This is a genomic window from Stakelama portus, assembly GCF_003171655.1.
GTDB classification, from domain to species: Bacteria; Pseudomonadota; Alphaproteobacteria; order Sphingomonadales; family Sphingomonadaceae; genus Sphingomonas; species Sphingomonas portus.
This window is the reverse complement of sequence record NZ_QFZL01000009.1, coordinates 1-23,306: the sequence shown is the minus strand read 5'-3', so window position 1 is coordinate 23,306 and position 23,306 is coordinate 1. Positions and strand designations below refer to the sequence as shown.

27 protein-coding genes are annotated in these 23,306 nt (G+C 63.5%); 12 read left to right on the top strand and 15 right to left on the bottom strand.

The annotated features are described in order from the left end of the window. Nucleotides 1-2 precede the first annotated feature (2 nt). Nucleotides 3-1,292 carry an MFS transporter gene (locus DKB74_RS17740; protein ID WP_109809540.1) on the bottom strand — a complete coding sequence of 430 codons (1,290 nt, stop codon included), beginning with the start codon at nucleotides 1,290-1,292 and terminating at the stop codon, nucleotides 3-5. A gap of 128 nt (nucleotides 1,293-1,420) precedes the next feature. Here DKB74_RS17740 and pgsA point away from each other — a divergent pair, with 128 nt between their 5' ends. From pgsA to DKB74_RS17710, 6 genes are all read left to right on the top strand, one after another. Beyond that, nucleotides 1,421-1,975 (top strand): CDP-diacylglycerol--glycerol-3-phosphate 3-phosphatidyltransferase, encoded by a 555-nt coding sequence (gene pgsA / locus DKB74_RS17735; RefSeq protein WP_109809539.1) that lies wholly within the window; start codon nucleotides 1,421-1,423, stop codon nucleotides 1,973-1,975. Continuing rightward, a complete protein-coding gene (gene moaD, locus DKB74_RS17730) occupies nucleotides 1,975-2,232 on the top strand; it encodes a molybdopterin converting factor subunit 1 (RefSeq protein WP_109809538.1) in 258 nt (85 codons plus the stop codon). Before pgsA ends, moaD begins: the two co-directional genes overlap by 1 nt. Continuing rightward, the gene (locus tag DKB74_RS17725; RefSeq protein WP_109809537.1) at nucleotides 2,229-2,666 is read left to right on the top strand and encodes a molybdenum cofactor biosynthesis protein MoaE; all 438 of its coding nucleotides are present in this window, start codon (nucleotides 2,229-2,231) and stop codon (nucleotides 2,664-2,666) included. The genes moaD and DKB74_RS17725 overlap by 4 nt, the downstream gene beginning before the upstream one ends. A 1-nt stretch (nucleotide 2,667) precedes the next feature. Next, the gene (locus DKB74_RS17720) at nucleotides 2,668-3,783 is read left to right on the top strand and encodes an FG-GAP repeat domain-containing protein (protein WP_161956906.1); all 1,116 of its coding nucleotides are present in this window, start codon (nucleotides 2,668-2,670) and stop codon (nucleotides 3,781-3,783) included. A gap of 87 nt (nucleotides 3,784-3,870) precedes the next feature. Next, nucleotides 3,871-4,551 carry a guanitoxin biosynthesis heme-dependent pre-guanitoxin N-hydroxylase GntA gene (gntA, locus tag DKB74_RS17715; protein WP_109809535.1) on the top strand — a complete coding sequence of 227 codons (681 nt, stop codon included), beginning with the start codon at nucleotides 3,871-3,873 and terminating at the stop codon, nucleotides 4,549-4,551. Beyond that, nucleotides 4,548-5,135: a DUF1989 domain-containing protein gene (locus DKB74_RS17710; protein WP_109809534.1), complete on the top strand. Its 588-nt coding sequence runs from the start codon at nucleotides 4,548-4,550 to the stop codon at nucleotides 5,133-5,135. The genes gntA and DKB74_RS17710 overlap by 4 nt, the downstream gene beginning before the upstream one ends. 3 nt (nucleotides 5,136-5,138) lie before the next feature. On the opposite strand, the gene DKB74_RS17705 is transcribed toward DKB74_RS17710, so the two are convergent. The 4 genes from DKB74_RS17705 to DKB74_RS17690 form a co-directional block, all read right to left on the bottom strand. Further along, nucleotides 5,139-6,044: a hydrogen peroxide-inducible genes activator gene (locus DKB74_RS17705; RefSeq protein WP_109809533.1), complete on the bottom strand. Its 906-nt coding sequence runs from the start codon at nucleotides 6,042-6,044 to the stop codon at nucleotides 5,139-5,141. A gap of 140 nt (nucleotides 6,045-6,184) precedes the next feature. Beyond that, nucleotides 6,185-7,765: an alkyl hydroperoxide reductase subunit F gene (gene ahpF, locus DKB74_RS17700; protein WP_109809532.1), complete on the bottom strand. Its 1,581-nt coding sequence runs from the start codon at nucleotides 7,763-7,765 to the stop codon at nucleotides 6,185-6,187. A gap of 84 nt (nucleotides 7,766-7,849) precedes the next feature. Beyond that, nucleotides 7,850-8,413 (bottom strand): alkyl hydroperoxide reductase subunit C, encoded by a 564-nt coding sequence (gene ahpC / locus DKB74_RS17695; RefSeq protein ID WP_109809531.1) that lies wholly within the window; start codon nucleotides 8,411-8,413, stop codon nucleotides 7,850-7,852. Nucleotides 8,414-8,556: 143 nt separating this feature from the next. Continuing rightward, nucleotides 8,557-9,138 carry a hypothetical protein gene (locus tag DKB74_RS17690; RefSeq protein WP_145961042.1) on the bottom strand — a complete coding sequence of 194 codons (582 nt, stop codon included), beginning with the start codon at nucleotides 9,136-9,138 and terminating at the stop codon, nucleotides 8,557-8,559. Nucleotides 9,139-9,411: 273 nt separating this feature from the next. On the opposite strand from DKB74_RS17690, the gene epsC reads away from it, so the two are divergent. Continuing rightward, complete coding sequence (gene epsC, locus DKB74_RS17685) at nucleotides 9,412-10,098, top strand: serine O-acetyltransferase EpsC (protein ID WP_109809603.1); 687 nt, start codon at nucleotides 9,412-9,414, stop codon at nucleotides 10,096-10,098. Beyond that, nucleotides 10,098-10,436 carry a DUF2794 domain-containing protein gene (locus DKB74_RS17680; protein ID WP_109809529.1) on the top strand — a complete coding sequence of 113 codons (339 nt, stop codon included), beginning with the start codon at nucleotides 10,098-10,100 and terminating at the stop codon, nucleotides 10,434-10,436. Before epsC ends, DKB74_RS17680 begins: the two co-directional genes overlap by 1 nt. Nucleotides 10,437-10,497: 61 nt before the next feature. Here DKB74_RS17680 and DKB74_RS17675 read toward each other — a convergent pair whose 3' ends face one another. The 10 genes from DKB74_RS17675 to DKB74_RS17630 form a co-directional block, all read right to left on the bottom strand. After that, entirely contained in the window at nucleotides 10,498-11,616 is a 1,119-nt protein-coding gene (locus DKB74_RS17675) for a hypothetical protein (RefSeq protein WP_109809528.1), read from the bottom strand. A gap of 91 nt (nucleotides 11,617-11,707) precedes the next feature. After that, the gene (locus DKB74_RS17670) at nucleotides 11,708-12,604 is read right to left on the bottom strand and encodes an SDR family NAD(P)-dependent oxidoreductase (RefSeq protein ID WP_109809527.1); all 897 of its coding nucleotides are present in this window, start codon (nucleotides 12,602-12,604) and stop codon (nucleotides 11,708-11,710) included. A 117-nt stretch (nucleotides 12,605-12,721) separates the two neighbouring features. Then, entirely contained in the window at nucleotides 12,722-13,024 is a 303-nt protein-coding gene (locus tag DKB74_RS17665; RefSeq protein ID WP_109809526.1) for a DUF2059 domain-containing protein, read from the bottom strand. 106 nt (nucleotides 13,025-13,130) lie between these two features. Next, nucleotides 13,131-13,823, bottom strand: a complete 693-nt coding sequence (gene phoB, locus DKB74_RS17660) for a phosphate regulon transcriptional regulator PhoB (RefSeq protein WP_109809525.1) — start codon at nucleotides 13,821-13,823, stop codon at nucleotides 13,131-13,133. A 17-nt stretch (nucleotides 13,824-13,840) separates the two neighbouring features. Continuing rightward, nucleotides 13,841-14,545: a phosphate signaling complex protein PhoU gene (gene phoU / locus DKB74_RS17655; protein ID WP_109809524.1), complete on the bottom strand. Its 705-nt coding sequence runs from the start codon at nucleotides 14,543-14,545 to the stop codon at nucleotides 13,841-13,843. Between the two features lie 20 nt (nucleotides 14,546-14,565). After that, the gene (gene pstB, locus DKB74_RS17650; protein WP_109809602.1) at nucleotides 14,566-15,339 is read right to left on the bottom strand and encodes a phosphate ABC transporter ATP-binding protein PstB; all 774 of its coding nucleotides are present in this window, start codon (nucleotides 15,337-15,339) and stop codon (nucleotides 14,566-14,568) included. Between the two features lie 50 nt (nucleotides 15,340-15,389). Next, on the bottom strand, nucleotides 15,390-16,718 hold the full coding sequence (gene pstA / locus DKB74_RS17645) for a phosphate ABC transporter permease PstA (protein ID WP_109809523.1): 1,329 nt from the start codon (nucleotides 16,716-16,718) through the stop codon (nucleotides 15,390-15,392). Then, nucleotides 16,711-18,087 carry a phosphate ABC transporter permease subunit PstC gene (gene pstC, locus DKB74_RS17640; protein ID WP_109809522.1) on the bottom strand — a complete coding sequence of 459 codons (1,377 nt, stop codon included), beginning with the start codon at nucleotides 18,085-18,087 and terminating at the stop codon, nucleotides 16,711-16,713. The genes pstA and pstC overlap by 8 nt, the downstream gene beginning before the upstream one ends. 45 nt (nucleotides 18,088-18,132) lie before the next feature. After that, nucleotides 18,133-19,164 carry a PstS family phosphate ABC transporter substrate-binding protein gene (locus tag DKB74_RS17635; protein ID WP_109809521.1) on the bottom strand — a complete coding sequence of 344 codons (1,032 nt, stop codon included), beginning with the start codon at nucleotides 19,162-19,164 and terminating at the stop codon, nucleotides 18,133-18,135. A gap of 94 nt (nucleotides 19,165-19,258) precedes the next feature. After that, nucleotides 19,259-20,473: an ATP-binding protein gene (locus DKB74_RS17630; RefSeq protein ID WP_109809520.1), complete on the bottom strand. Its 1,215-nt coding sequence runs from the start codon at nucleotides 20,471-20,473 to the stop codon at nucleotides 19,259-19,261. Nucleotides 20,474-20,570: 97 nt separating this feature from the next. On the opposite strand from DKB74_RS17630, the gene DKB74_RS17625 reads away from it, so the two are divergent. The 4 genes from DKB74_RS17625 to DKB74_RS17610 all read left to right on the top strand — a co-directional run bounded on the left by DKB74_RS17625 (nucleotide 20,571) and on the right by DKB74_RS17610 (nucleotide 23,255). Further along, on the top strand, nucleotides 20,571-20,981 hold the full coding sequence (locus tag DKB74_RS17625; RefSeq protein WP_109809519.1) for a hypothetical protein: 411 nt from the start codon (nucleotides 20,571-20,573) through the stop codon (nucleotides 20,979-20,981). Between the two features lie 119 nt (nucleotides 20,982-21,100). After that, nucleotides 21,101-21,379 carry an HPr-rel-A system PqqD family peptide chaperone gene (locus DKB74_RS17620; RefSeq protein ID WP_239987592.1) on the top strand — a complete coding sequence of 93 codons (279 nt, stop codon included), beginning with the start codon at nucleotides 21,101-21,103 and terminating at the stop codon, nucleotides 21,377-21,379. After that, nucleotides 21,376-22,236 (top strand): HprK-related kinase A, encoded by an 861-nt coding sequence (locus DKB74_RS17615; RefSeq protein WP_109809518.1) that lies wholly within the window; start codon nucleotides 21,376-21,378, stop codon nucleotides 22,234-22,236. Before DKB74_RS17620 ends, DKB74_RS17615 begins: the two co-directional genes overlap by 4 nt. Then, the gene (locus DKB74_RS17610; protein ID WP_109809600.1) at nucleotides 22,236-23,255 is read left to right on the top strand and encodes a nucleotidyltransferase domain-containing protein; all 1,020 of its coding nucleotides are present in this window, start codon (nucleotides 22,236-22,238) and stop codon (nucleotides 23,253-23,255) included. The genes DKB74_RS17615 and DKB74_RS17610 overlap by 1 nt, the downstream gene beginning before the upstream one ends. Nucleotides 23,256-23,306 lie beyond the last annotated feature (51 nt).

Sequence of the window (23,306 nt, the reverse complement as noted above, 5' to 3'; positions counted from 1 at the left end):
GCTCAGCCCTCTGTCGGACGGGCCGGGGCATCGCCGGCCTTGTGCAGCATCCACGCCGTCCAGGCCGATGCGATGCACAGTGCGAACACCACCCACAGACCGCCGAGCACCGAGATTCCGGCCTCTACCACCAGATAGATACCGACCGAGCCGACCACCATCGCACCCGAACTGAGAATATTGTTCGCCGCAACGGTGCGCGACGTTTGCGACTTGTCGACCGTGGTGGTGAGAAAGGCATAGAGCGGCACCACGAACATGCCGCCGGTGATCGCGATCATCGCCAGATCGAACAGGATGTGCCACGTGCCGGGCAGAGCGAGGAATTCGGCGGTATCGAACAGCGCGCGGCTGTCGGGCACATGCCAGCCTTCGGCGGCGAAATAGAAATCGACGACAAAAGCAGCCATCACCAGCACCGAAGCCGGGCCGTATTTGGCCGACACTTCGCCCTTGAGCAGGCGGTTGATGATCACCGATCCGATCGCGATGCCGACCGAGAAGATCGCCAGGAAGACGCTGGCGACGTCCTTTTGCGCGTGAAAAATATTCTTCACCAGCGGCGGGAAGAGCACGCCCAGGATCGCCGCGACCGTCCAGAAGATGCTCATCGCCAGAATCGCGAGCGCGACTCGGCGGATGCGCAATGTCGTCGCGATCAGCCGATAGGAGGAGCGGAAGATGTTGAAATCGATCTTGAGTTTGGTGAGCGGCGGCGCCGACGGGATCTGGAGCGACGCGAACCAGCCGATCACCGCGATCGAAATCACCGAGGCGGCCGCCACATAGGGGCTGACCCATCCGCCCGCGATCGTGCCGCCCAGAATCGCGATATAGGTACCCGCTTCGATCAGGCCGGTTCCGCCCAGCACTTCGTCGTCGCGCAGATGTTGCGGCAGCACCGAATATTTGATCGGCCCGAAAAAGGCCGAATGCACGCCCATCCCGAACAGCGCGAGCAGCATCAGTTCGATATGCGCGGTAAAGATGCCGAAGGCGCCGACCGACATGATGCCGATTTCCGCCGCCTTGATGATCCGCATGATCCGCGCCTTGTCATATCCGTCGGCCAGCTGGCCGGCGAGCGCGGAGAACAGGAAATAGGGCAGGATGAAGATGCCCGTCGCGATCGCGCTGAAGCGCGTTTCGGCATCGATCGAATTATAGATGTGATAGGTCGCAAAGAAGACCAGCGCATTCTTGAACAGATTGTCGTTGAATGCGCCGAGCGACTGGGTGAGGAAAAGAGGCAGGAAACGCCGTTCCTTGAGGAGCCCGACGGCGTGAATCATGCGAAGAACGACCCCTGCTGGTCAGCAAATAATGCCAGCGCCATAGCCGAGGCGTGCCAGCCGTATCAATTGCTTATATCACCTAGCCCCCTCCCGCTCCGGGATCGGCGGTGCTAGGAACGCTCGCGATGCTGACTCTGCCCAACCTGCTCACGCTCTCGCGCATCTTCACGGTGCCGCTGTTGATCTTCTTTCTCTGGTGGCCGGAATGGCGACTGGGATATGCGATCGCCTTTGGTGTTTACGCGTTGATCGCAGTCACCGATTTCCTCGACGGCTATCTGGCGCGCGCGCAGGGGCTGGTGTCGCGGCTGGGTGCGTTTCTCGATCCCATTGCCGACAAGATCATGGTCGCATCGGTGATCGTGCTGCTGACGGCCAAGGGCGTGATCCATGACTGGCATGTGATCGCGGGACTGATCATTCTGATGCGCGAGATCATGGTGTCGGGCCTGCGCGAATTTCTGGCGCAGCTTCAGGTGTCGATGCCGGTGTCGAAACTCGCCAAATGGAAAACGACGCTGCAGCTGATGGCGCTGGGGGCGCTGATTCTCGTCCCTGCGCTGCCGGCCTATGGCTGGCTCGACACGGTCGGCATCGCTGCGCTTTGGGGTGCTGCGGCGCTGACCATGATTACCGGCTGGGATTATCTGCGTGTCGGCCTGAAGCATATGGACAGCTGATGGCGATCGCCGTCCTCTATTTTGCCTGGGTGCGCGAATCCGTGGGGTGCGGCGAGGAAAGTGTCGATCCGCCCGAAAGCGTCCGGACGGTGTCCGATCTCATCGTCTGGCTGCGCGAACGCAGCGACGGCCATGCGCAGGCGCTGGAAGACATGGGCAGGCTGCGCGCCGCGATCGACCAGAATTTCGTACCGCTCGATGCCGAACTGGGTGCCGCGCGGGAAGTCGCGATTTTCCCCCCGGTGACCGGCGGATGATCCGCGTTTCGGTTCAGCCCGCGCCGATCGAACTCGGCGTCGAGGTTGCCGCCCTTGAAGAGCGCGGGGCAGGGGGCGTCGCCACCTTTACCGGCGTGGTGCGCGGCGATGATGGCGTAACGGAACTGATGCTGGAACATTATCCGGGCATGACCGAGGCGGCGCTGGTCGGCATTGCCGAGGCGGCGCTGGCGCGATGGGATCTGATGGGGGTGACGATCGTCCATCGCGTCGGGCCGATGGTGCCGGGCGACCGGATCGTCTTTGTCGGCACCGCTGCCAGCCACCGCCGCGAAGCGCTGGAAAGCTGTGCCTATCTGATCGACCGGCTGAAGACCGACGCGCCGTTCTGGAAACGTGAAAAACTGGGCAGCGAAAGCCGCTGGGTCGACGCGCGCGGCAGCGACGCCGATGCTGCGGGGCGATGGGAGTGAGATGAAAGCAATCCAGCCGCTGATCATTCCGTTGCTGCTCGCTTCCTGTCCGGCGATCGCGCAGGAACAGCAGGCACCGATGCGGGAGTTCCCGTTCGGGATTTTCGACAGCGAAAACAGTCTGACGGCGGATGTCACGCTGGCGGATATGGATGGCGACGGCGATCTCGACATCCTCGCCGCCAACGGGCGGCACTGGGCGCAGCAGGACTACCTGTTCCTCAATCGCGGCAATGGCCGGATGCTGGAAGCGTTGCCGATCGGGGACTTTCTGTCGGCGAGCTATACGATCCGGCCGGGCGATCTCGACGGGGATGGCGATCCGGACGTGGTGGTAGTGCGCGACCAGTTGCCCGCACTGGTGTTCCTGAACGATGGAGCCGGACATTTGCAGGCCCATGGCGCGGTCCCTGACAGCATCGGGCATGCCCGGTCGGCATTGCTGTTCGATGCGGATGGGGACGGGGTCCTCGATCTTGCCATCGCAACCCGGCGCGGCCCGGATCGCGTATATCGCGGCGACGGTAAAGGCGGCTTCGGCAATGGCGTGGAACTGCCCGATTCGGGTTTCGGTACCACGGCGATCGCGGCCGCCGATCTCGACGGCGATGGCGATAATGATCTCGTGCTCGCTCGTCGCGACCGGGGCATCAGCGCGATCATGCGTAACGACGGTGCCGGTAATTTTGCTGCCGAACCGCTTTCGGACAGCGAGGGCGATCACCGGAAAACCGCTGTCGCCGATTTCGATGGTGACGGACGCCCCGACATATTGCTGATCGGCCCCGACGGGAGCGTTCTGATGTATCGGCAGGAGTCATCCGGTTTTGGATCGCCGCACAAAGTGCAGGTCGCCAGCGGTGATGTCGTCATGGCGATTGCAGCGGCCGACATGGATGGGGACGGAGACGTCGATCTGGTGGTCGGCACGGAAGGGGAGAACCGCCTTTTGCGCAACGACGGTAGGGGAAACTTCACGCGCGAAACGCTTCCTGGCGGGGAGGCGGACACCTATGGCGTCGCGGTCGGCGACATGAATGGCGACGGTCGGGCGGATATCGTGCTGGCCAATTCGGGGTCTTCGAACAACATCCTGCTGGGACTGGCGGACGAATAGGTCACGCCGCAACAATGGCGCGCTAAGCCATTGTATAAATAGCATTCGATAGCTGGACCAATTTCTCTCGTCGCGAGTTGTAGCGGCATGGAGACACTGGCGGCACCAAGGACCAGCGCACTCGAAGACGAGCTGCGCGGCATCATCGAAACACCCGAATTCCCCTGTGTCGGAGCGAAAGCGGCGCTGGCGCGAGGCAATTTGCGAGTCGTTACCGCGCGCGACATGCAAAGCGGGTGGAACGATCTGGAGATTCATGCGGCGCTGCTCGACTGGGCGCATGCCTATCGCAAGGACCCGCAGGGGTTTCGCAGTCTGGCAGTCGTGTTCGAACAGCCGCTGACGCTGAGCGAGCGCGAATTCGAACAGGTGATGTGGCGGCGCATTCAATCCTTTGCCGACAAGGACGCCTGGCTGGGGCAGGATTATGACGCCGATGTCAGCGCCAATCCTGAGGACCCGCATTTCTCGTTGAGTTTCGGCGGAGAGGCGTTCTTCGTCGTCGGTCTGCATCCCAATGCATCGCGACCGGCGCGGCGCTTTCCGCGACCGACCATGGTCTTCAATTTGCACGAGCAGTTCGAGCAGCTGCGCGAGCAAGGCAAATATGAGCGGATGCGCGATCGCATTCTCGAGCGCGACGTCGCGCTTGCCGGCGACACCAATCCGATGCTCGCGCGGCATGGCGAAGCGAGCGAGGCGCGGCAATATAGCGGCCGGGTGGTCACCGATGACTGGAAATGCCCGTTCCGGGACCCGCGCGCATGAGCGTGGTCGAAATAGCGCCACGCAGCGGCGCCGCCTTTGCGCTGAAAACCGGACAGGTGCTGAAGGTGATCGATCCGCAAGGAACACAGGTCAGCGACTTGCTCGCCTTTGCTGCGGACGATGTGCGCGAAGTCATCTCGAACGGGCGCACCTTCGATTATGAAGAGACGATTTCGCTGACGACCGGCAACACGCTCTGGTCGAACCGATCGAACCCGCTGCTCGAAATCGTCGAGGACAGCGTCGGTCGGCACGATTTCCTGCTGACGCCGTGCAGCGAAGCGACGTTCCGCCATTTCTATCCCGAGCATCCGGTCCATCGCGGCTGTTTCGGCAATCTTGCCGAGGCGCTGGCGCCGTATGGCGTCGAAGCCGATGCGATTCCGGTGGCGTTCAATGTCTTCATGAATGTGCCGGTCGATGGCGCGACCGGAAGGCTGGAAGTGTTGCCGCCGACCAGCGCGCCGGGCGATTTCATCCGCCTGCGCGCGCAGCGCGATCTGGTGATCGGCCTGACGGCCTGTTCGGCCTATGCGTCGAACGGGGGCAGCTTCAAGCCGATCCATTATCAGATCGAAGGCTGAACCTCAGGCCTGCGCGCCCAGCACATCCGCCAATAGCCGGAAGTCGCGTTCGCGCGGGCTTGCCTTGCGCCATACCAGCGCGATCTGGCGCGCGGCATTTTCGGCATGGAGCGGTCGGGCAGTGACATGGGTGTTGTCGAGGATGCCCGCCGTGACTGCCATTTCGGGCAGCATGGTAACCCCCAGGCCATTTTCGACCATTTGCACCATCGTATAGAGCGACGTGCCGAGCATCGTCGATTCAGCGCGCAGTTCGGGGCGATTGCACGCGGCGAGCGCATGGTCCTTCAGGCAATGCCCGTCCTCGAGCAGCAGCAGCCGGCCTTCGTCGATCGCTTCGGGTTCGACCATGTCGGGCGTCGGCGGCTCCAGTTCGCCTTCGGGAAAGGCGACGAACAGCCGGTCGTCGAACAATATCTGCGCCTCGACATCGCCACAGCCATAGGGGAGCGCGAGCAGCACGCAGTCGCTGCGGCCATGGTGCAGGCTTTCGCAGGCATGAGCGCTGGTTTCCTCGCGCAGGAACAGCTTGAGGTCGGGATAATCCTTCCGCAGCCGCGGCAGGATGCGCGGCAGCAGGAACGGGGCGATGGTGGGAATGACACTCATCCGCATCTCGCCCGACAAAGGGCGACCGGCCGAGCGGGCGATATCGCCCAGTTCATCGGCTTCGCGCAGCACGCGCCGTGCCTTGTCGACGATTTTCTCGCCCAGCGGCGTGAAGCGCACCACGCGGCGGGTGCGTTCGACCAATGTCACGCCGATCAGCGTTTCCAGCTCGCGAATCCCCGCCGACAGCGTCGATTGCGTGACGAAAGAGGCTTCGGCGGCGCGACCGAAATGGCCGGCATCGCGCAGCGCGACCAGATATTGCAGCTGCTTGAGCGTCGGAAGGTAGGTCGTTGCCACTTATCGTCCCCATCGATTTATGGGAGGTATATAAGTGGAGTGGTAGATTAGTTCCAGATCGTCCGGTCGCACCCGCGAAAAGGCCCGAAACAGCGGGGGGTGCTGTTTCGGGCCAGTCGTGCAACGCGACCAATGGGAGCTCAGGCCGCTTCGCTGACTTCGGCTGCGGGCAGGCGGATCAGATAGTCGAACGCCGAAAGCCCGGCAGTCGATCCCGCACCCATCGCAATCACGATCTGCTTGTAGGGAACGGTGGTGCAGTCGCCCGCCGCGAAAATGCCCGGCTGGCTGGTTTCGCCGCGCGCATCGATTTCGATCTCGCCGCGCGGCGAAAGCGCGATCGCTTGCTTCAGCCATTCGGTGTTGGGGACGAGGCCGATCTGGACGAAAATGCCTTCCAGCTCGACGTCATGATCGGTGCCGTGGTTGCGGTCCTTATAGGTCAGGCCCGTCACCTTCTCGCCATCGCCATGCACCTGCGTGGTCAGCGCAGAGGTGATGATCTTGACATTGGGCAGGCTGGCGAGCTTGCGCTGGAGCACTGCGTCGGCGCGCAGATCGCTGTCATATTCGATCAGCGTGACATGCGCGACGATGCCGGCGAGATCGATTGCCGCCTCGACACCCGAATTGCCGCCGCCGATCACCGCCACGCGCTTGCCCTTGAACAACGGGCCGTCGCAATGCGGGCAATAGGCCACGCCCTTGTTGCGATATTCGTCCTCGCCCGGCACGCCCATCTGGCGCCAGCGCGCGCCCGTCGACAGGATCACCGTGCGTGCCTTGAGCGAAGCGCCATTGGCGAGCTTCACTTCATGCAGGCCGCCTTCTTCCTGGGCCGGGATCAGCTTTTCCGCCTTTTGCAGGTTCATCACGTCGACGTCATTTTCCTTGACGTGCTGCTCCAGCTGCGCGGCGAGCTTGGGCCCTTCGGTATAGGGGACGGAGATGAAATTCTCGATGCCCATCGTGTCGAGCACCTGCCCGCCGAAACGTTCCGCAGCGACGCCGACGCGCAGCCCCTTGCGCGCAGTATAGATGGCCGAAGCCGCACCGGCGGGGCCGCCGCCGACGATCAGCACGTCGAACGGATCTTTCTTTGCGATCTTCTCGGCTGCCTTGGCTTCGGCGCCGGTATCGATCTTTGCGACGATCTGTTCCAGGTCCATGCGCCCGCTGGCGAATTGTTCGCCGTTCAGGAACACGGTCGGCACTGCCATCACCTTGCGTCCGTCGACTTCGTCCTTGAACAATGCGCCGTCGATCGCGGTATGCCGGATGCGCGGGTTGAGCACGCTCATCAGATTGAGCGCCTGCACCACATCCGGGCAGTTCTGGCACGACAGCGAGAAATAGGTTTCGAATTCATAATCGCCGTCGATGCCCTGAATCTGTTCGATCAGCTCCTGCGCGGCCTTGGACGGATGGCCGCCGACCTGGAGCAGGGCGAGCACCAGTGACGTGAATTCATGGCCCATCGGGATGCCGGCAAAGCGCACACCGATATCGGTGCCCTTGCGGCGGATCATGAAGCTGGGCTTGCGCTTGTCGGCGTCGCTGGGGACGACTTCGATCAGATCGGACAGCGCGGCGATTTCGCCCAGCAACTCCTCAAGCTCGCGCGACTTGGCATCGTCACCCAGGCTGGCGACGAGCTCGATCGGCTGCTTGATATTGGCCAGATAGCCCTTGAGCTGCTGAGTCATGTTGGCGTCGAGCATGAGGATTTCCTTGTGTTCAGATACAAAACGGCCCGGGGCGGCAGGTTCCACCCCGGGCCGCGTTGAGACCCAAAGGGGGCTGGGTCAGATCTTGCCGACGAGGTCGAGCGAGGGAGCAAGCGTCTTTTCGCCTTCTTCCCACTTGGCCGGGCAGACTTCGCCGGGGTGGCTGACCCAATATTGCAGCGCCTTGATCTTGCGCAGCAGTTCGGCGGCGTTGCGGCCCACGCCTTCCGGCGTCACTTCCATCAGCTGGATCGCGCCGTCGGGATCGACGACGAAGGTACCGCGATCGGCCAGGCCGACGCCTTCACGCAGCACGTCGAAATTGTTGCTGATCGTGTGGTTCTGATCGCCCAGCATGTAATAGTTGATCTTGCCGATGGCGGGCGAGGTGTCGTGCCATGCCTTGTGGCAGAAATGGGTGTCGGTCGAGACCGAATATACCTCGACGCCCATTTCCTGCAGCTTGGGATAGATGTCGGCCAGGTCTTCCAGTTCGGTCGGGCAGACGAAGGTGAAGTCGGCCGGATAGAAAAAGAAGACGGCCCACTTGCCGGTCACGTCGCTGTCGCTCACCTCAACGAACTTGCCTTCCTTGAAGGCCTGTGTCGTGAAGGGCTTCAGCTTGTCTCCGATCTTCGCCATGAGAATCTCCAAATTTTTGCGTTGCGGTGGCTCATATATGGGGCGCCGCAACGCATGTGAAATTGGAAGCTTCGGATGGTGTGATCGAGATTATCGCTGAAACTTGCGCAATTAATCGTTGGCGGCGATATCGCGCGCGGTCGCTATTGTGCCGCCCATAGCTGTTCGACGGTGTTGCGTTCGCCGATCAATTCGCCGCGACCCCATCCGATAAACAACACTTCCCCAAAATCGGTGCAGACGATGGTGACGGCGATGTTGGATGTGCGATTGAACGCAGTGACGGAGTCGTCACGCGTATCGAAGCGCGAATAGATCATATTGCCGTCGACCACGGCATTGGCGCGGCGCAGGCAGTCCGCCTGCCCATGATGCGCACGTGGGTTGAAGTTGAGATTGGGATAGCGCGTGGCGCCGGACGCGAAGCGGACGCCGATGCCGACGACCCCGGGATTGTCGCTGCAATACATCAGGAACTTGCCCTTCCCGTAATCGTCATCGGCCGTATACCAGCGGCCATTGCGGGTGCGGCTCGCTTCGACGGCCCCTTGGCTGAGATAGGTCTGGTGATTGACCTCCAGACAGTCATCGGTGGTGCGGGCGCCGTTGGGATAGCCCGGATAGCTCATCACGAATTCGAGCTGCAGGACTTCCTGTGCCGCTGCGCTCGAAACGCTGCCGAAAAACGCCGCCAGCGCGGCCGTGGCAAGTGCAAATGATTTCATCATGGCCCCCATTTTCCGCGCAAACACGCCAGCATGCGACCGGCCTTGTCAACACGGGCTCCGCTCGCAGCGGATGTTGCGCAGGGGCAACGATTATAGCGACAGCTCTTTCCCCAGGCTGAACGCACGGGTGAGCGCCAATGGGAATGAAGGGGTATGGGAATGTTGCTCCGGAACAAGCCGAATCCTTCGCATGTTGCGGCTGCTTGCCGCGCGCTTCTGGCAATCGGTTGCGGGAATGCTTAAATGGTGGCCGTCGAAAGGGGTTTGCCGATGTTCCTGCGGCTGAAGTCGTATCTCGATTCGATCAAGGCGCGTGATCCTGCGCCGCGATCGCGCATGGAAATCCTGCTTTATCCGGGCGTGTGGGCGCTGGGCTATCACCGTATTGCCCATCGTTTCTATCGCAATCGCTGGTTCTTCGCCGCGCGGCTGGTCAATCACTGGTCGCGCTGGCTGACGGCGATCGATATCCATCCAGGGGCGAAGATCGGGCGCAATTTCTTCATCGACCATGGCTTTACCGTGATCGGCGAAACCGCTGAAATCGGCGACAATGTCACCATTTATCAGTGCGTGACGCTGGGCGGCACCAGCCCCGACAATGGCGTCGCGGGAAAGCGCCACCCGACGGTGATGGACGGCGCGATCATCGGTTCGGGCGCGCAGGTGCTCGGCCCGATCACGATCGGCCCGCGCGGGCGCGTCGGCGCCAATGCGGTAGTGACCAGGGACGTGGCCGAAGGCGCAGTGGTGGTGGGCATTCCCGCGCGCGCGACTCTGGTCGAGGCGGAGACGTGGCAGAAGGACTTCGTCCCCTATGGCACGCCGTGCAGCGAAGTGTTCGACCCGGCGACGCAGAAGCTGGAAATCATGCGCTGCGAGATCGAAACGCTGCGCAAGCGGCTCGACGCGCTGATGGCCGAACGCGAAACCGAAGGGCGCCGCGACCGGGCCTGATGGGCAGCGTTACGCCACTTCCCCTGTCCAGCCCCTCTCAGGTCGGGTTCGACCGGATCGAACTCGCCCGCATCCTCGACCTGTATGGCCGGATGGTCGCTGCCGGGCATTGGCGCGACTATGCAATGGATTTCGGCAAGGATGTCGCCATTTTCTCGGCGTTCCGCCGCACCGCCGAGCGGCCTGAATTCCGGATCGAGAAACGCCCGGCGCTGCGCAATCGCCAGGGCATGTGGGCGCTGGTCAGCGAAAGCGGCGCGGTGGTGAAACGCGGGCAGGATCTCGGCCCGGTGCTCGCCCCCGTCGAGCGGCGCCTGATGAAGCTGGTGGCGGACTAGCCAAAAAAAGGCGGCCCGCGCCGGAAGCGCGAGCCGCAGGATTTCATGATAGTCGTTTCGTTCAGGCGAGTACGGGCTGCCGGACCGGGGGCAGGCGGTGTTCTAGCCCGCCGAGCATCCCGACCACGCCGCGCCGCATCGGCTGCCAGAAGGCCGAGAGCGTGAGCAGTGCCGATCCGATCACCAGCGCCGTCAGAGCCGCGCTCACTTCGACCGCACCCGTCTGGTTGAAGATCGCGTAGAGCGCATAGAGCACATAGGCGAGCGACGAGACCAGCAGCGCGCGGCGGTCGATCGCCAGCGCCACGCTGGCAAAAGCGATATAGAGAATGAGGACCACGCCGGCCATCGCCATCGGGATGTCGCCGTCGAACACGCCGAGCAGGTGAAAGACCGGGTGCGCGATCAACGGTGCGGCGAGAAGGTGCAGCCAGAAGGCGACGTCCGAACGGCGCGTGCGGCGTTCCCGGTCGCTCATGTCCCATGCCATCGCAACGGCAAAGACGATCAGGCCGGCGGCCAGCGCCATCCAGTACACGCGCGTTTCCGCGCCGGGCACCAGCGCGACGACCATGCCGATGGCGATACCGACCATCGCCATTGCGCCCGCCGCGACCGTGATCGGCACCATGAAGCGCTTCCAGTGGAGGAAAGTCGCAGCCGCCGTGCCGATGCCGATCAGGGCAATCATGACGCCGCCCGCCTGGCGATGCGCCATATCGCCTTGCAGGTTGAAGGTCTGTTCGATCCATTCGGCGTTGATCGCGAACAGGCCGGCCAGCGTCGCGAAGGCGCTGCCGACAAAGGCGAGTAGCAGCAGGATGCTGGGCAGCGCCATGCGGCGGCGGCGGGTGAAATATTCGGCGAGCAGCCAGCTCGATGCGGCAACCGCCGCGCCGCCGCCGATCATGGCCGCGCCTGCCGCGCGCGGGCCGTCATGATCGCCGACCGGGACCAGCATCCGCATCAGATCGGCACCCAGCCATGCGACAGCGGCAAGCACCAGTGCCGCTGCAATCGCGACGAAAATATCGTTGAAACCGGTCAGAAGCCGGAAATGTTCTTCGTCGACCGCCGGGGTCTCCCGGCTTTCGGCGACATGATTTCGGAACGCATCGACCGCTTCGGGGGAGAGCACTCCCGCCTCCACGGCCGCTGCGAGATCGCTTTCGCTATACATGCCATCCTCCCTGTTAGAGCAAGGAGGATAGCATTAGTGTATTGATACGGCAATACACCTAGGTATTCGCCGCAATGCGATCGCTAACCCCTTAACCTTGCAGCTTCTTCATGATCGACATCGCCTGTTCGGCGCCCGATTGCGGCGTCATCTCATCGGTGCGGTCGATAATCTCGGCCCAATGCGCGGCGACGCCTTCGGGCGTCAGTTCGTCGCCCTTCAGCGCCACGCCCTGAGTCAGCGTGACATAGGCGGCCTGGAACACGCCCGCGCCCGCGCCCAATATGGCGTTGGTGGGCGCATCTTCCGAAACGAGGAACAGCGCGGCAGGCGCCACGCTTTCGGGCGTGAACAGCTTGAACGCTTCTTCGGGGAAAATGTCTTCGGTCATGCGCGTACCCGCGGTCGGGGCGAGCGTGTTGACCTTGATATTGTATTTCGCGCCTTCGAGCTGCAGCGTCTTGGTAAGGCCGGCGAGGCCCAGCTTTGCCGCGCCGTAATTGGCCTGGCCGAAATTGCCGTACAGGCCGGTCGAACTGGCGGTCATCAGGATGCGGCCATAGGCCTGCTCGCGCATCGTATCCCAGACCGCCTTGGTGCAGTTGGCCGATCCGTTGAGATGCACATCGACGACGAATTCGAAATCCGCCGGTTCCATTTTCGCGAAGCTCTTGTCGCGCAGCACGCCGGCATTGTTGATCAGGATGTCGACGCGGCCCCAGGCTTCCTTGGTCCGGGCGACCATTTCGACCATCTGTTCATATTCGGTGACGCTGCCGCCGTTCGACATGGCGGTGCCGCCCGCGGCCTTGATCTCCTCGACCACTTTCAGAGCGGCATCGGAATGGCCGGTGCCGTCGCGCGACCCGCCCAGATCGTTGACGACCACCTTTGCGCCGCGTCGCGCGAGCTCGAGCGCATAGGCACGGCCCAGCCCGCCGCCGGCACCGGTGACGATGGCGACCTTGTCGTCAAAGCGGATGGTCATGTCTTTGCGCTCCCATTTGGTTTCGGAGCGCTTCCTAACGCGGAAATCGGGGGTTGGGAATGTCGCGGGAAAGGACGCTACGGCGCGGCGGCGCTTGACCGCCGCGCCATGGCCGAATCACCCGCCGCGCTGGCGGCAACCGTCATATTGGTCGGGCCCGCAGATCGGATAGTGTGCCTTGGGCGCAGGCGGGGGGAATGCCTCGGACGGCGTCTGCGGATTGGCGCGGAAGATGACGCGCGTCTCCGGCGTCACCGGGCCACTCAGCGCAGGCTTGGAGGGCATATAGCCGCCCAGCAGTTCGGCGCCGTTGTTGCCGGGGGCCTGGGCGCTGGCGTCCTGCGCCGGGGCGGTCTGGGCCATCGCGGGTGCGACGGTGAAGCTGGCAGCAAGCATTGCTGTCGCGAAAATCAGCTTCATGATGGTCTCCTGGTTATTCGAGCTCCCCGCTCACAACCGGAAACGATGGCGCAGAGGATTATTTCCTATCGTTCCGCATGCGCAATGATGATTTCCCGCAACGGTCTCAATTGCCCGAATCGAGCGAATATCCTGCCGAGCGTACCGTGCGGATGATGTCGGGACGATCGCCGACATTGATCGCCTTGCGCAGCCGCCGGATGTGGACGTCGACGGTGCGCGATTCGATATCGGCGTCATGCCCCCAGACCGCGTCGAGCAATCGTTCGCGCGAAAAGACCCAGCCGGGATGTTCCAGGAAATGCTTGAGCAGGCGAAATTCGGTCGGGCCGAGCGGGATCACATCGCCGCCACGGCGGACCTTGTGCCCCACCGTGTCCATTTCGATGTCGCCATAGGTCAGCTGTTCGCCGGCAAGCGCGGGGCGTACGCGGCGCAGCACGGCATTGACGCGGGCGACCAGTTCGCGCGGGGAAAACGGCTTGGTGACATAATCGTCGGCGCCGGTTTCCAGCCCGCGGACACGATCCTCTTCCTCGCCGCGCGCGGTCAGCATGATGATCGGCACATTGGCGGTGTCGGGCGCGCGGCGCAGGCGGCGGCACACTTCGATCCCCGACAGGCTTTCGACCATCCAGTCGAGCAGCACGATGTCGGGCGGCGATTCCCGCGCGAGCAGCAACGCTTCCTCGCCGTCGGGCGTCTGGCGGACTTCGAAATCCTCGCGCTTGAAATGATAGGTCAGCAGCTCGGCGAGCGCCGCGTCATCCTCGACCAACAACATCTTGACGCGTGCCATTATTCGTTCCTGTCGTTTCAGTTCGAAAGGGGGCTCTCGCCCCGCTCGCGCTCGGCCATGTGATTTCCGGTCGCGGCGTAATAGACCATCTCGGCCACATTGGTGGCGTGGTCGCCGATCCGCTCGAGATTCTTGGCGACGAAGAGCAGATGCGCGACCTGGGTGATGCTCTTGGGATTTTCCATCATGAACGTCACCAGCGCGCGGAAGATCGAATTGTAGAAATCGTCGACCGTCTTGTCGCGCTCGCATATCTCGATCGCGGCATCGGCGTTGCGCGCGGCAAAGGCGTCGAGCACGTCGCGCAGCATGTCGCTGGTGATCGCGGCCATTGCCGGCAACACCGACAGCGGTTCGATCGTGCCATGATCCTCGATGATCGCAACGCGCTTGGCGATATTCTTGGCATAGTCGCCGGCGCGCTCGAGCACGGCGGCGATCTTCAGCGCGGCGACGATCTCGCGCAGATCGTCGGCCATCGGCGCGCGCAGGGCGATCAGCCGGATCGCCAGCCGCTCGATCTCGCTTTCCAGATCGTCGATCCGCCGGTCCTCGGCGATGATTTCGCGCGCGAGCGTCAGGTCGTGCTTCTTGAGCGCATCGATCGAGCCGGTAACGGCATGTTCGGCAAGGCCGCCCATCTGCGCGACCAGACCGCGAAGCTGCGTCAGCTCCTCGTCGAATGCCTTGACGGTATGTTCGTTCAAGCTGCCTGTCTCCATGACTCCGGTGCGTTCGCGGCTCAGCCGTAGCGCCCGGTGATATAATCCTTGGTCTTGTCTTCACGCGGGTTGGTGAAGATGTCGGACGTCACGCCATATTCGACCAGATTGCCCAGGTGGAAAAACGCCGTGCGCTGCGAAACGCGCGCCGCCTGCTGCATGTTGTGGGTGACGATCACGATCGCATAATTGCCGCGCAGTTCGTGGATCAGTTCCTCGATCTTGGCGGTGGCGATCGGATCGAGCGCCGAACAGGGTTCGTCCATCAGGATGACTTCGGGATCGACCGCGATCGCGCGGGCGATGCACAGCCGCTGCTGCTGACCGCCCGACATGGCGGTGCCGCTGTCGGTCAGCCGATCCTTCACTTCATCCCACAATCCGGCGCGGCGCAGCGAGCGTTCGACGATCGCGTCCATATCCGATTTCGACGCCGCCAGTCCGTGAATGCGCGGGCCATAGGCGACGTTTTCGTAAATCGATTTGGGAAAGGGGTTCGGTTTCTGAAACACCATGCCGACGCGCGCGCGTAGCTGGACCACGTCCATGCCAGAGGCATAGATATCCTCGCCATCAAGTGTGATCTGTCCTTCGACCCGCGCGGCCGCGATCGTGTCGTTCATGCGGTTCAATGTCCGCAGGAACGTCGATTTGCCGCATCCCGACGGACCGATGAATGCCGTTACATGGTCCATGTCGATGTCGATCGACACGCCTTTGATGGCATGGGTTTCGCCATAATAGACGTGCACGTCGCGCGCGGCCATTTTCACCGGCGCGGCGGAATCCGCCATGTCGGCATGTTCGCGCGCCGTCTGGGCGAGTGTCGTGTCGGTCAAATCATTCACCAGCGGGTCTCGAACTTGTTGCGAAGGTAGATGGCGACGGCATTCATCGCGAGCAGGAACACCAGCAGCACGATAATAGCCGCAGATGTCTTTTCGACGAAACCGCGACTGACTTCGTCCGACCAGAGGAAAATCTGCACCGGCAGCACCGTCGCCTTGTCGGTCAGCGAGTCGGGCGGCGTGGCGATAAATGCGCGCATGCCGACCAGCAGCAGCGGCGCGGTTTCGCCCAGCGCGCGGGCCATGCCGATGATCGTGCCGGTCAGGATGCCCGGAAGCGCGAGCGGCAGGACATGGTGGAACACCACTTGCACCTTGCTCGCCCCGATGCCGAGCGCCGCGTCGCGGATCGATGGCGGCACTGCCTTGATCGCGTTGCGGCTGGCGATGACGATGACCGGCATGATCATCAGCGCGAGCGTCAGCCCGCCGACCAGCGCCGCCGATCGCGGCAGCAGCGGTCCGACCTTGTGCCCGAACAATGTCCAGGTGCCCAGGAACACCGCAAGGCCGAGCAGGCCGAAAATGATCGACGGCACCGCGGCCAGATTGTTGATCGAAACCTCGACCAGGTCGGTCCAGCGATTCTTGGGCGCATATTCCTCAAGATAGATCGCCGCGAGCACACCGACCGGGAATGCGATCAGGAACGTCACGAGCATCGTGAAGAACGATCCCTTGAGCGCGCCCCAGATGCCGACCTGAGTCGGATCGGTCGAATCCGATGCCGAAAGGAAACGCCAGTTGAAGCCTTCGGTAATGGCGTTTTCCGCCTGCAGCTTGGTGACTGCGGCTTCGGCCTCGGGCGTGCCGGTTTCGCTGATCGCGCGGTCGATCTCTGCCGAGGCGGGAACATGGATCACCGCGCGACCGTCGAGGATCGAGGGATCGTGCTTGATCGCTTCGCGCACGGTCAGCCAGGCATTGTCGGAAATCACGTTCGGCCCATAGTCGCCGAACGCGGCGATGGCGGCGCTGCCGACGATATTCTCCAGTCCCGCCCCGGCGAGCGCCAGATCGGCACCCGGCTGGTCGAGCGCGGCCTTGTCGACTTCGATCCCGGTCTGCGGGAAATCGATCGGCAGCGCGACTTCGGTACGGAAAAAGCCGCCCAGCCCCTGCGACGCCATGGTGACGAGCAGAAAGGCGAGGAACGCCGCCGACATCACCACCGCGACCAGCCCGAGACGGCGGAAACGCCGTTCGCGCGCATAGCGTTTGCGAATCCGCTGGCGCATGGCGTCGGTGGTCCAGTCGGTCGGCTGGCGCGGCGCGATGGTGCCGCCGCCGGCGCTCGGCAATTCGGGCATCAGCGGATCACTCATAAGCTTCCCGATATTTCTTCACGACGCGCAGCGCGATGATGTTGAGCGCCAGCGTCACGAGGAACAGCGTCAGGCCCAGCGCAAAGGCGGCGAGCGTCTTGGGACTGTCGAACGCCGCGTCGCCGGTCAGCAGGTCGACGATCTGTTTGGTGACGGTGGTGGTGCTTTCGAACGGATTGAGCGTGATGTTCGCGGCGCCGGATGCCGCCATCACGACGATCATCGTTTCGCCGATCGCGCGGCTGACCGCGAGCAGCACGCCCGCGACGACACCGGGAAGCGCGGCGGGAACCAGCACGCGACCGATCGTCTCGCTGGTCGTGGCGCCCAGTGCCAGGCTGCCGTCGCGCATCGCGGTGGGCACGGCGGCAATCGAATCGTCGGCCATCGAAGAGACGAAGGGGATGATCATCACCCCCATTACGACACCGGCCGCCAGCGCGCTTTCGGACGAAGCGAATTCCATGCCGAGCATCACGGCAAGGTCGCGGACCGCCGGGGCGACGGTGAGCGCAGCGAAATAGCCGTAGACGACCGTCGGCACGCCCGCGAGGATTTCGAGGATCGGCTTCATCCAGCGCCGCACGCGCGGGGCGGCATATTGGGTAAGGTAGATCGCGCTCATCAACCCGAACGGGATGGCGACGAGCATTGCGATCACTGCGCCGATGAAGAAGGTGCCCCAGAACAGCGGAACCGCGCCCAGTGAGGCGCCGGGATCATTGGGGTCGATCACCTGTGGCGCCCAATGAGTGCCGAACAGGAAGTCGGTGACCGGCACCATGCTGAAGAAACGCAGCGATTCGCGCACCAGCGACAGGAAGATGCCGAGCGTCGTCAGGATCGCGATCAGCGACGCGATGATCAGCACGAACATCACCACCCGTTCCACCCGGGTACGCGCATGGAAATTCGCCCGGATCCGCGTGAAGGCGAATGCCCCGCCGGCAAAGGCCAACAGCATCGCGACCAGCGTGCCGAGCCATGCATAATGCGATTGCGCCTCCGCCATCACCGGCGCGAGCTGTTCGGCGAGCGGGTTGAACGCGCCGATCTGGCTGCCCGAGGCGAGCCGCCGCGCTTCGGCGAGCACGGCCTGGCGTTCGAAATCGAAACCGGGCAGTTGCGCCGCGGCCGGATGCGCCATGACCGCCTGCGACACCAGCCCGGGCTCGATCGCCGACCAGCACAGCAGGAACAACAGCGGCGGAACCACGGTCCATAGCGCGACGTACCAGCCATGTTGCGCGGGCAGCGAATGCAGCCGCCGGCGCCCGGCGCGGTCGAACCGCGCGGCCCGGGCACGCGCCGTCAGCCAGCTGATCAGGCCGAGGCCGGCGATCAAGAAAATCAGGGCAGAAAAAGTCACAGTCGAATCGTCTCGCCGATTGCGCCGGGAAGGGAGCCCTTAGGCCTAGTCGAGCGTGGTGGCATCAAGCGGAATCTGTTGCTGGATGATCTCGACCGCATGGTCGCGCACATCCTGCGGCGCTGCAATCAGCCCGCGTTTCACCAGATCGCCGTCCGGCCCCCACATCGTCGAATAGAGGCGGAGAAATTCCTTGAGGCCCGGAACGGCATTGAGATGCTTGGCCTTCACATAGATGAACAGCGGACGCGCGCCCGGATAGCTGCCACCGGCGATCGTTTCATAGGTCGGCGAAACCCCTTCGATCGGGATGCCGCGCAGGCGATCGTGATTTTCCTCCAGATAGCTGTAGCCGAAAATGCCCACGGCATTGGGATTGGCGGTCAGTTTCTGGACGATCAGGTTATCGTTCTCGCCCGCGTCGATATAGGGCCCGTCGCTGCGAAGCTGCATGCAGACCATTTTCTTGTCGTCGCTCGACCTTTCCTCGACCTGCGGAAAGGCTTCGGTGCAGCCGGGTTCCATGATCAGTTCGGCAAAGGCATCGCGCGTGCCGCTGGTGGACGGAGGGCCATAGACCTGAATCGGGATCGCCGGCAGCGCCGGATTGACGTCGCGCCAGGTCTGGGCGCTGTTCGTGTCCTTGCCCATCGGATGCGCGGCGAGCGCCAGATAAATGTCCTTCTTGGTGAGTTCGAAGCTCGGCCCCTGAAGAGACTCGGCCAGCGCCACGCCGTCCATGCCGATCTGGATCTCCAGGATCGGCAACGCGCCATTGGCTTCGCATTTTTGATATTCGGATTTCTTGATGCGGCGCGACGCATCGACGATGTCGGGATATTCCGATCCGACACCGTCGCAGAACCGCGCCATGCCACCGCCCGTACCGGTCGATTCGATCACCGGCGCATCCCGGTTCGAATCCTGATTGCGAAACGCCTCGGCGACGCGGGTCGTGAACGGATATACCGTCGAGGATCCGACCGCAGTGATCTGCGTCCGGGCGCCGCCGTTCGAATCGCCGCATGCCGCGAGGGTTGCCGCCAGCGTCATGGTGAGTGCCAGCCTGCCCAGCATCGCTATTTCCTTCCGTATCGGGTGGTCGCGCGTGGTCTCGATCGTCGCGCGAGTCGTATCGCTGGCCCGCGCATCGGGGAATCACGTTACGCTATTATGACAAACGATGCTCCGGCAACAGGATCGTCACCTGCGTTCCAAGGCCAAGCTGGCTGGTAATGTCCAGCCTTCCGCGATGGCGTTCGACGATATGCTTGACGATGGCCAGGCCCAGTCCGGTGCCGCCCATCGCGCGGCTGCGGCTCGAATCGATGCGATAGAATCGCTCGGTCAGCCGCGGCAGATGATCGGGTGCGATGCCTTCGCCCTGATCCGCGACCTTGAGGCGCACCATGCCGCCGCGCTGCGATTCGAGCGCTACGTCGACCGGGGTGCCGGGCTTTCCATATTTCATCGCGTTGCTGATGATATTGTGCAGCAGCTGCGACAATTGGGCCGGATCGCCGCGTACCGCCGGGGTGGGTTGCAGGGCGAGCTGAAGGTCGGCGGCGCGCTCGGGCTGCATCGACGCAAGCTCTCCGCGCACCTGTTCGATCAATATGGCAAGGTCGACCGACTGGCTGGGCTCGCGATATTTTTCCGCCTCGATCCGCGACAGCGAGATGAGGTCGTCGACCAGCCGCTGCATCCGCTTGGCCTCATTGTGCATCACATCGAGAAAGCGTTTCCGGGTCTTGCGATCCTCGCCGGCCTCTTCGCCCAGTGTCTCGACATAGCCGAGCAATGAGGCGAGCGGCGTGCGCAGTTCATGGCTGGCATTGGCGACGAAATCGACGCGCATCCGGTCGGCGGCATAGCTGCCGGTGCGATCGACCAGATGCACGATACGCTGGCCGCTCGACAGTGTGCGGATGCGCATTTCCCACCGCTGGTCGCGGGTGCCCAGCCCGACGAGGTGGATCGGCGCGCCCGGTATTTCCAGCGCCGGATTGAGCAGCCGCTCGCTCGCCGCGGGATGGCGGATCGCCAGCCGCACGTCCTGATAGAGGATATGCTCGCCGAGCAGCGCGCGCGCGGCGCGATTGGCTTCGGTCACGCGCTGGTCGCTGACGACGAGCACCGGCTCGACGATCGCTTCGATCACTTCCGACAGCGACGGGCTGTCCGATGCGGCAGGGGGCGGGGGCGGAGACGCGGGCAATTCGGGCATCGCATCGCCCATGCCTGCCGCGACAAGCACCGCGGCGACCGCGCATACCAGCACGATCAGGCTCGCTTCGATATCGCCATTGACGAACAGGCTGGCGAGCGCTGCCATCGTCGCGATGGCCAGCGCCAGCAATATGCGTTTGCCGACCGAATCTTCCATGCGCGCATTCCTAGGGTGGGACGGGGCAGGGGGGAAGCGCCCTTGCGCGGCATCTATTTACGATTGCGAAAGTGCCGCAAGGGCATGAAAAGACATTATGGCCGACGAAACATTCGATGCAGGGGGCGAGCAATCGTCTTCGGGCACTACGCGGCGCCGCGCATTGATGCTCGGCGCAGTGAGCGCGACGGCGATCGTATCGATCCGTCCCGCGCTCGCACAGACCAGCGCTTCGGTGCTCAATTGCGAAATTCCCGTGCCCGATCCGGGCCGGGCGGGGATGTATATCGCCGCCGACGGATCTTTGGTGCCTGCAGGCACCCCGGGCGCCTATCCGCCGCCGGGCGGCGCGTTCAAGGGCGAGGACGTCAAGAAGGCGCTCAATGGCGGGATGCTGCCGGGCACCGATTACGAGAGCAATCGCGCCTACACCAATTATATCCGCCGACTGCAGCAGGGGACGAGCGGCTTCACCTGTTTCGCATCGCTGCAAATGCCGCGCGGCTAAGCCGGGCGATTGCCTGCGCATCGCTTTGGGCTGCGCCTGTCGAAGCCCTGCAGTGCCTTCCCGACATGGCGAAAAAGTAGAACAGCCCTTCGACAGGCTCAGGGCAAACGGAGGGAAAGGTGAAGGACAGCCCCAGCTATCGCGCCGCCGCTCCGGAAACACTGCGGATCGTGCCGCTTGATGCGCTGACGCTGATCTATCATCACGCTTCGGGGATGACGCATGTCGTCGACGCGCCGGTTCCCGAAATTCTCGAAACGCTGGGCGATAAGGCGATGACGGGCGCGCAGCTGCTCGCGCAGCTGTCGCAGGCGTTCGATCTTGGCGATGCCGATCCGGCGGCGCTGACGCTGCGGCTCGATGAAATGGTCGCTTCGGGTCTGGTCGAGCGGCTGTGAAGCACGTCACCAGCCTGAAGATCGGGCCGATCGGGTTTCGCATCGGTTGTGACTGGAAAGCGCCGGTGGCGCAGGTCGAGCGGCTCTATGCCGATTTCCCCAGGCCCGATGACGGGATTGCCGATTTCAACGTGCATCTGTTCGCGGCGCGGCCATGGCGACGCTTCCTGCGCCCCTCGGTGCATATCGGCGGCGATTTCGTCATTCCCGACGCCGCGCCGCTGCCATTGGCGCAGGGGCTGCTTGCTGCCGAGATGGGGATGAACCTGCAAATGGCGCTGGGCCAGCGCCGCTATTTGCTGCTCCACGCCGCCGCCGCCGAGCGCGACGGACGCGCGGTGCTGATGACCGGCATTTCGGGCGCGGGGAAATCGACGCTTGCGGCATTGCTGATGGCGCGCGGCTGGCGGTTGATGGGCGATGAATTTGCATTGCTCGACCCTGCCACTGGGCTGGTGCACGGGTTCCCCCGGCTGGTCAGTCTGAAGAATGAATCGATCGATGTCGTCGCCCGCGCACTGCCCGATGCAGCGTTCGGCCCAAGGCTGGAGGGAACGCCCAAGGGCACGATACGCCATCTGGTTCCCGATGCGCGCGCCATTGCCGCGATGGGCGAACCGGCGGCCCCCGCGCTGATCCTGTTTCCCAGTTTCGGGCATCAGGCCGCCGAGCGCCCGGTACTGCCCAGCGAATCCTTCGTGCGGCTGACTCAGGCATCGACCAATTATACCAAGCTTGCCGAGCGCGGGTTCGACGCGCTTACCCGGCTCGTCCGCGACGTGCCGTCGCGCGCGCTCGATTATCCCGATGCCGATACTGCGCTGGCGCAGGTCGAGCGGCTGTGGGAGGCGCTGTGATGGTCGGCAGCGTGGATTCGCGACGGCTGGTGGCGGCGCTGCGCGAACCGGAGACGGTGCGCGGCCTGAATGCAACGCAGTGGAACGCGCTGATCGCGGTTGCGCGCGCCGAGCAATTGATCGGTACGCTTGCCTGGCGGCTCGAGGGGCTCGAACTTCCGCCTGCCGCCGCGCATATCCTTGCCGATGCCAGGGCGTCGGCGGAACAGGGGCGCACCGCCGCATTGTGGGAAGCCGAAATGGCGCGGCGCGCGCTGGCGCCCGCCGAAGTGCCGTTGATCCTGCTCAAGGGGACTGCCTTTGTCGCGGCGGGGCTGTCGGCGGGGCAGGGACGGCATATCGGCGATCTCGACATCCTGGTCCCGCGTGCCGACATGCCCCGGGCGGAAACCGCTATTCTGGGCGCCGGATGGGAATGGGTGAAGCCCGATCCCTATGACGACGCCTATTATCGCCAATGGATGCACGAACTGCCCCCGCTGATCCATCGCGAGCGCGACCGGATGATCGACGTGCATCACACCGTGTTGCCGTTGACCGCAAGGATTACGCCCGATGCGGCGGCGATGGTGGCGGACAGCGTGGCGCTGGAAAACGGGATGCGGGTGCTGTGCCCCAATGACATGCTGTGCCATGCCGCCGCGCATCTCTTTGCCGATGGCGATCTGGCCGGGGGGCTGCGCAATCTGTGGGATATCCACTGCCTGATCGGCGAATATGGCTGTACCGGGCTGGCAGAGCGCGCAGAGCGACATGGGCTTGGCAAGGCAATGGCGCGGGCAGGGCGGTTGACGCACCATCTGTTCGGAACCGAGGTTCCCGTGGCGTGGCAGCGGATCAGCGCCAGCGACCGCTGGTTCCTTCGCCGGCTGCTGTCGCGCGACGGCTGGGGCCGCTGCAATGCCAAGGCAGTGGAGTTCGTATTTTATGTGCGTGGCCATATGCTGCGCATGCCGCCCGCGATGCTGGCGCGGCATTTATGGACCAAGTTCCGCAAGGGCTATCGCCCGGTGGGCTAGGTCGTGAACTCATAAACGGCGCCGTCGAGGTTTGAGGCAAAATGGCTCAGC

Coding starts and splice junctions, on each gene's coding strand:
- DKB74_RS17740 (WP_109809540.1), bottom strand. CDS start 1,292: ATGATTCACGCCGTCGGGCTCCTCAAGGAACGGCGTTTCCTGCCTCTT.
- pgsA (WP_109809539.1), top strand. CDS start 1,421: ATGCTGACTCTGCCCAACCTGCTCACGCTCTCGCGCATCTTCACGGTG.
- moaD (WP_109809538.1), top strand. CDS start 1,975: ATGGCGATCGCCGTCCTCTATTTTGCCTGGGTGCGCGAATCCGTGGGG.
- DKB74_RS17725 (WP_109809537.1), top strand. CDS start 2,229: ATGATCCGCGTTTCGGTTCAGCCCGCGCCGATCGAACTCGGCGTCGAG.
- DKB74_RS17720 (WP_161956906.1), top strand. CDS start 2,668: ATGAAAGCAATCCAGCCGCTGATCATTCCGTTGCTGCTCGCTTCCTGT.
- gntA (WP_109809535.1), top strand. CDS start 3,871: ATGGAGACACTGGCGGCACCAAGGACCAGCGCACTCGAAGACGAGCTG.
- DKB74_RS17710 (WP_109809534.1), top strand. CDS start 4,548: ATGAGCGTGGTCGAAATAGCGCCACGCAGCGGCGCCGCCTTTGCGCTG.
- ahpF (WP_109809532.1), bottom strand. CDS start 7,765: ATGCTCGACGCCAACATGACTCAGCAGCTCAAGGGCTATCTGGCCAAT.
- ahpC (WP_109809531.1), bottom strand. CDS start 8,413: ATGGCGAAGATCGGAGACAAGCTGAAGCCCTTCACGACACAGGCCTTC.
- DKB74_RS17690 (WP_145961042.1), bottom strand. CDS start 9,138: ATGAAATCATTTGCACTTGCCACGGCCGCGCTGGCGGCGTTTTTCGGC.
- epsC (WP_109809603.1), top strand. CDS start 9,412: ATGTTCCTGCGGCTGAAGTCGTATCTCGATTCGATCAAGGCGCGTGAT.
- DKB74_RS17680 (WP_109809529.1), top strand. CDS start 10,098: ATGGGCAGCGTTACGCCACTTCCCCTGTCCAGCCCCTCTCAGGTCGGG.
- DKB74_RS17675 (WP_109809528.1), bottom strand. CDS start 11,616: ATGTATAGCGAAAGCGATCTCGCAGCGGCCGTGGAGGCGGGAGTGCTC.
- DKB74_RS17670 (WP_109809527.1), bottom strand. CDS start 12,604: ATGACCATCCGCTTTGACGACAAGGTCGCCATCGTCACCGGTGCCGGC.
- DKB74_RS17665 (WP_109809526.1), bottom strand. CDS start 13,024: ATGAAGCTGATTTTCGCGACAGCAATGCTTGCTGCCAGCTTCACCGTC.
- phoB (WP_109809525.1), bottom strand. CDS start 13,823: ATGGCACGCGTCAAGATGTTGTTGGTCGAGGATGACGCGGCGCTCGCC.
- phoU (WP_109809524.1), bottom strand. CDS start 14,545: ATGGAGACAGGCAGCTTGAACGAACATACCGTCAAGGCATTCGACGAG.
- pstB (WP_109809602.1), bottom strand. CDS start 15,339: ATGGCGGATTCCGCCGCGCCGGTGAAAATGGCCGCGCGCGACGTGCAC.
- pstA (WP_109809523.1), bottom strand. CDS start 16,718: ATGAGTGATCCGCTGATGCCCGAATTGCCGAGCGCCGGCGGCGGCACC.
- DKB74_RS17635 (WP_109809521.1), bottom strand. CDS start 19,164: ATGCTGGGCAGGCTGGCACTCACCATGACGCTGGCGGCAACCCTCGCG.
- DKB74_RS17630 (WP_109809520.1), bottom strand. CDS start 20,473: ATGGAAGATTCGGTCGGCAAACGCATATTGCTGGCGCTGGCCATCGCG.
- DKB74_RS17625 (WP_109809519.1), top strand. CDS start 20,571: ATGGCCGACGAAACATTCGATGCAGGGGGCGAGCAATCGTCTTCGGGC.
- DKB74_RS17610 (WP_109809600.1), top strand. CDS start 22,236: ATGGTCGGCAGCGTGGATTCGCGACGGCTGGTGGCGGCGCTGCGCGAA.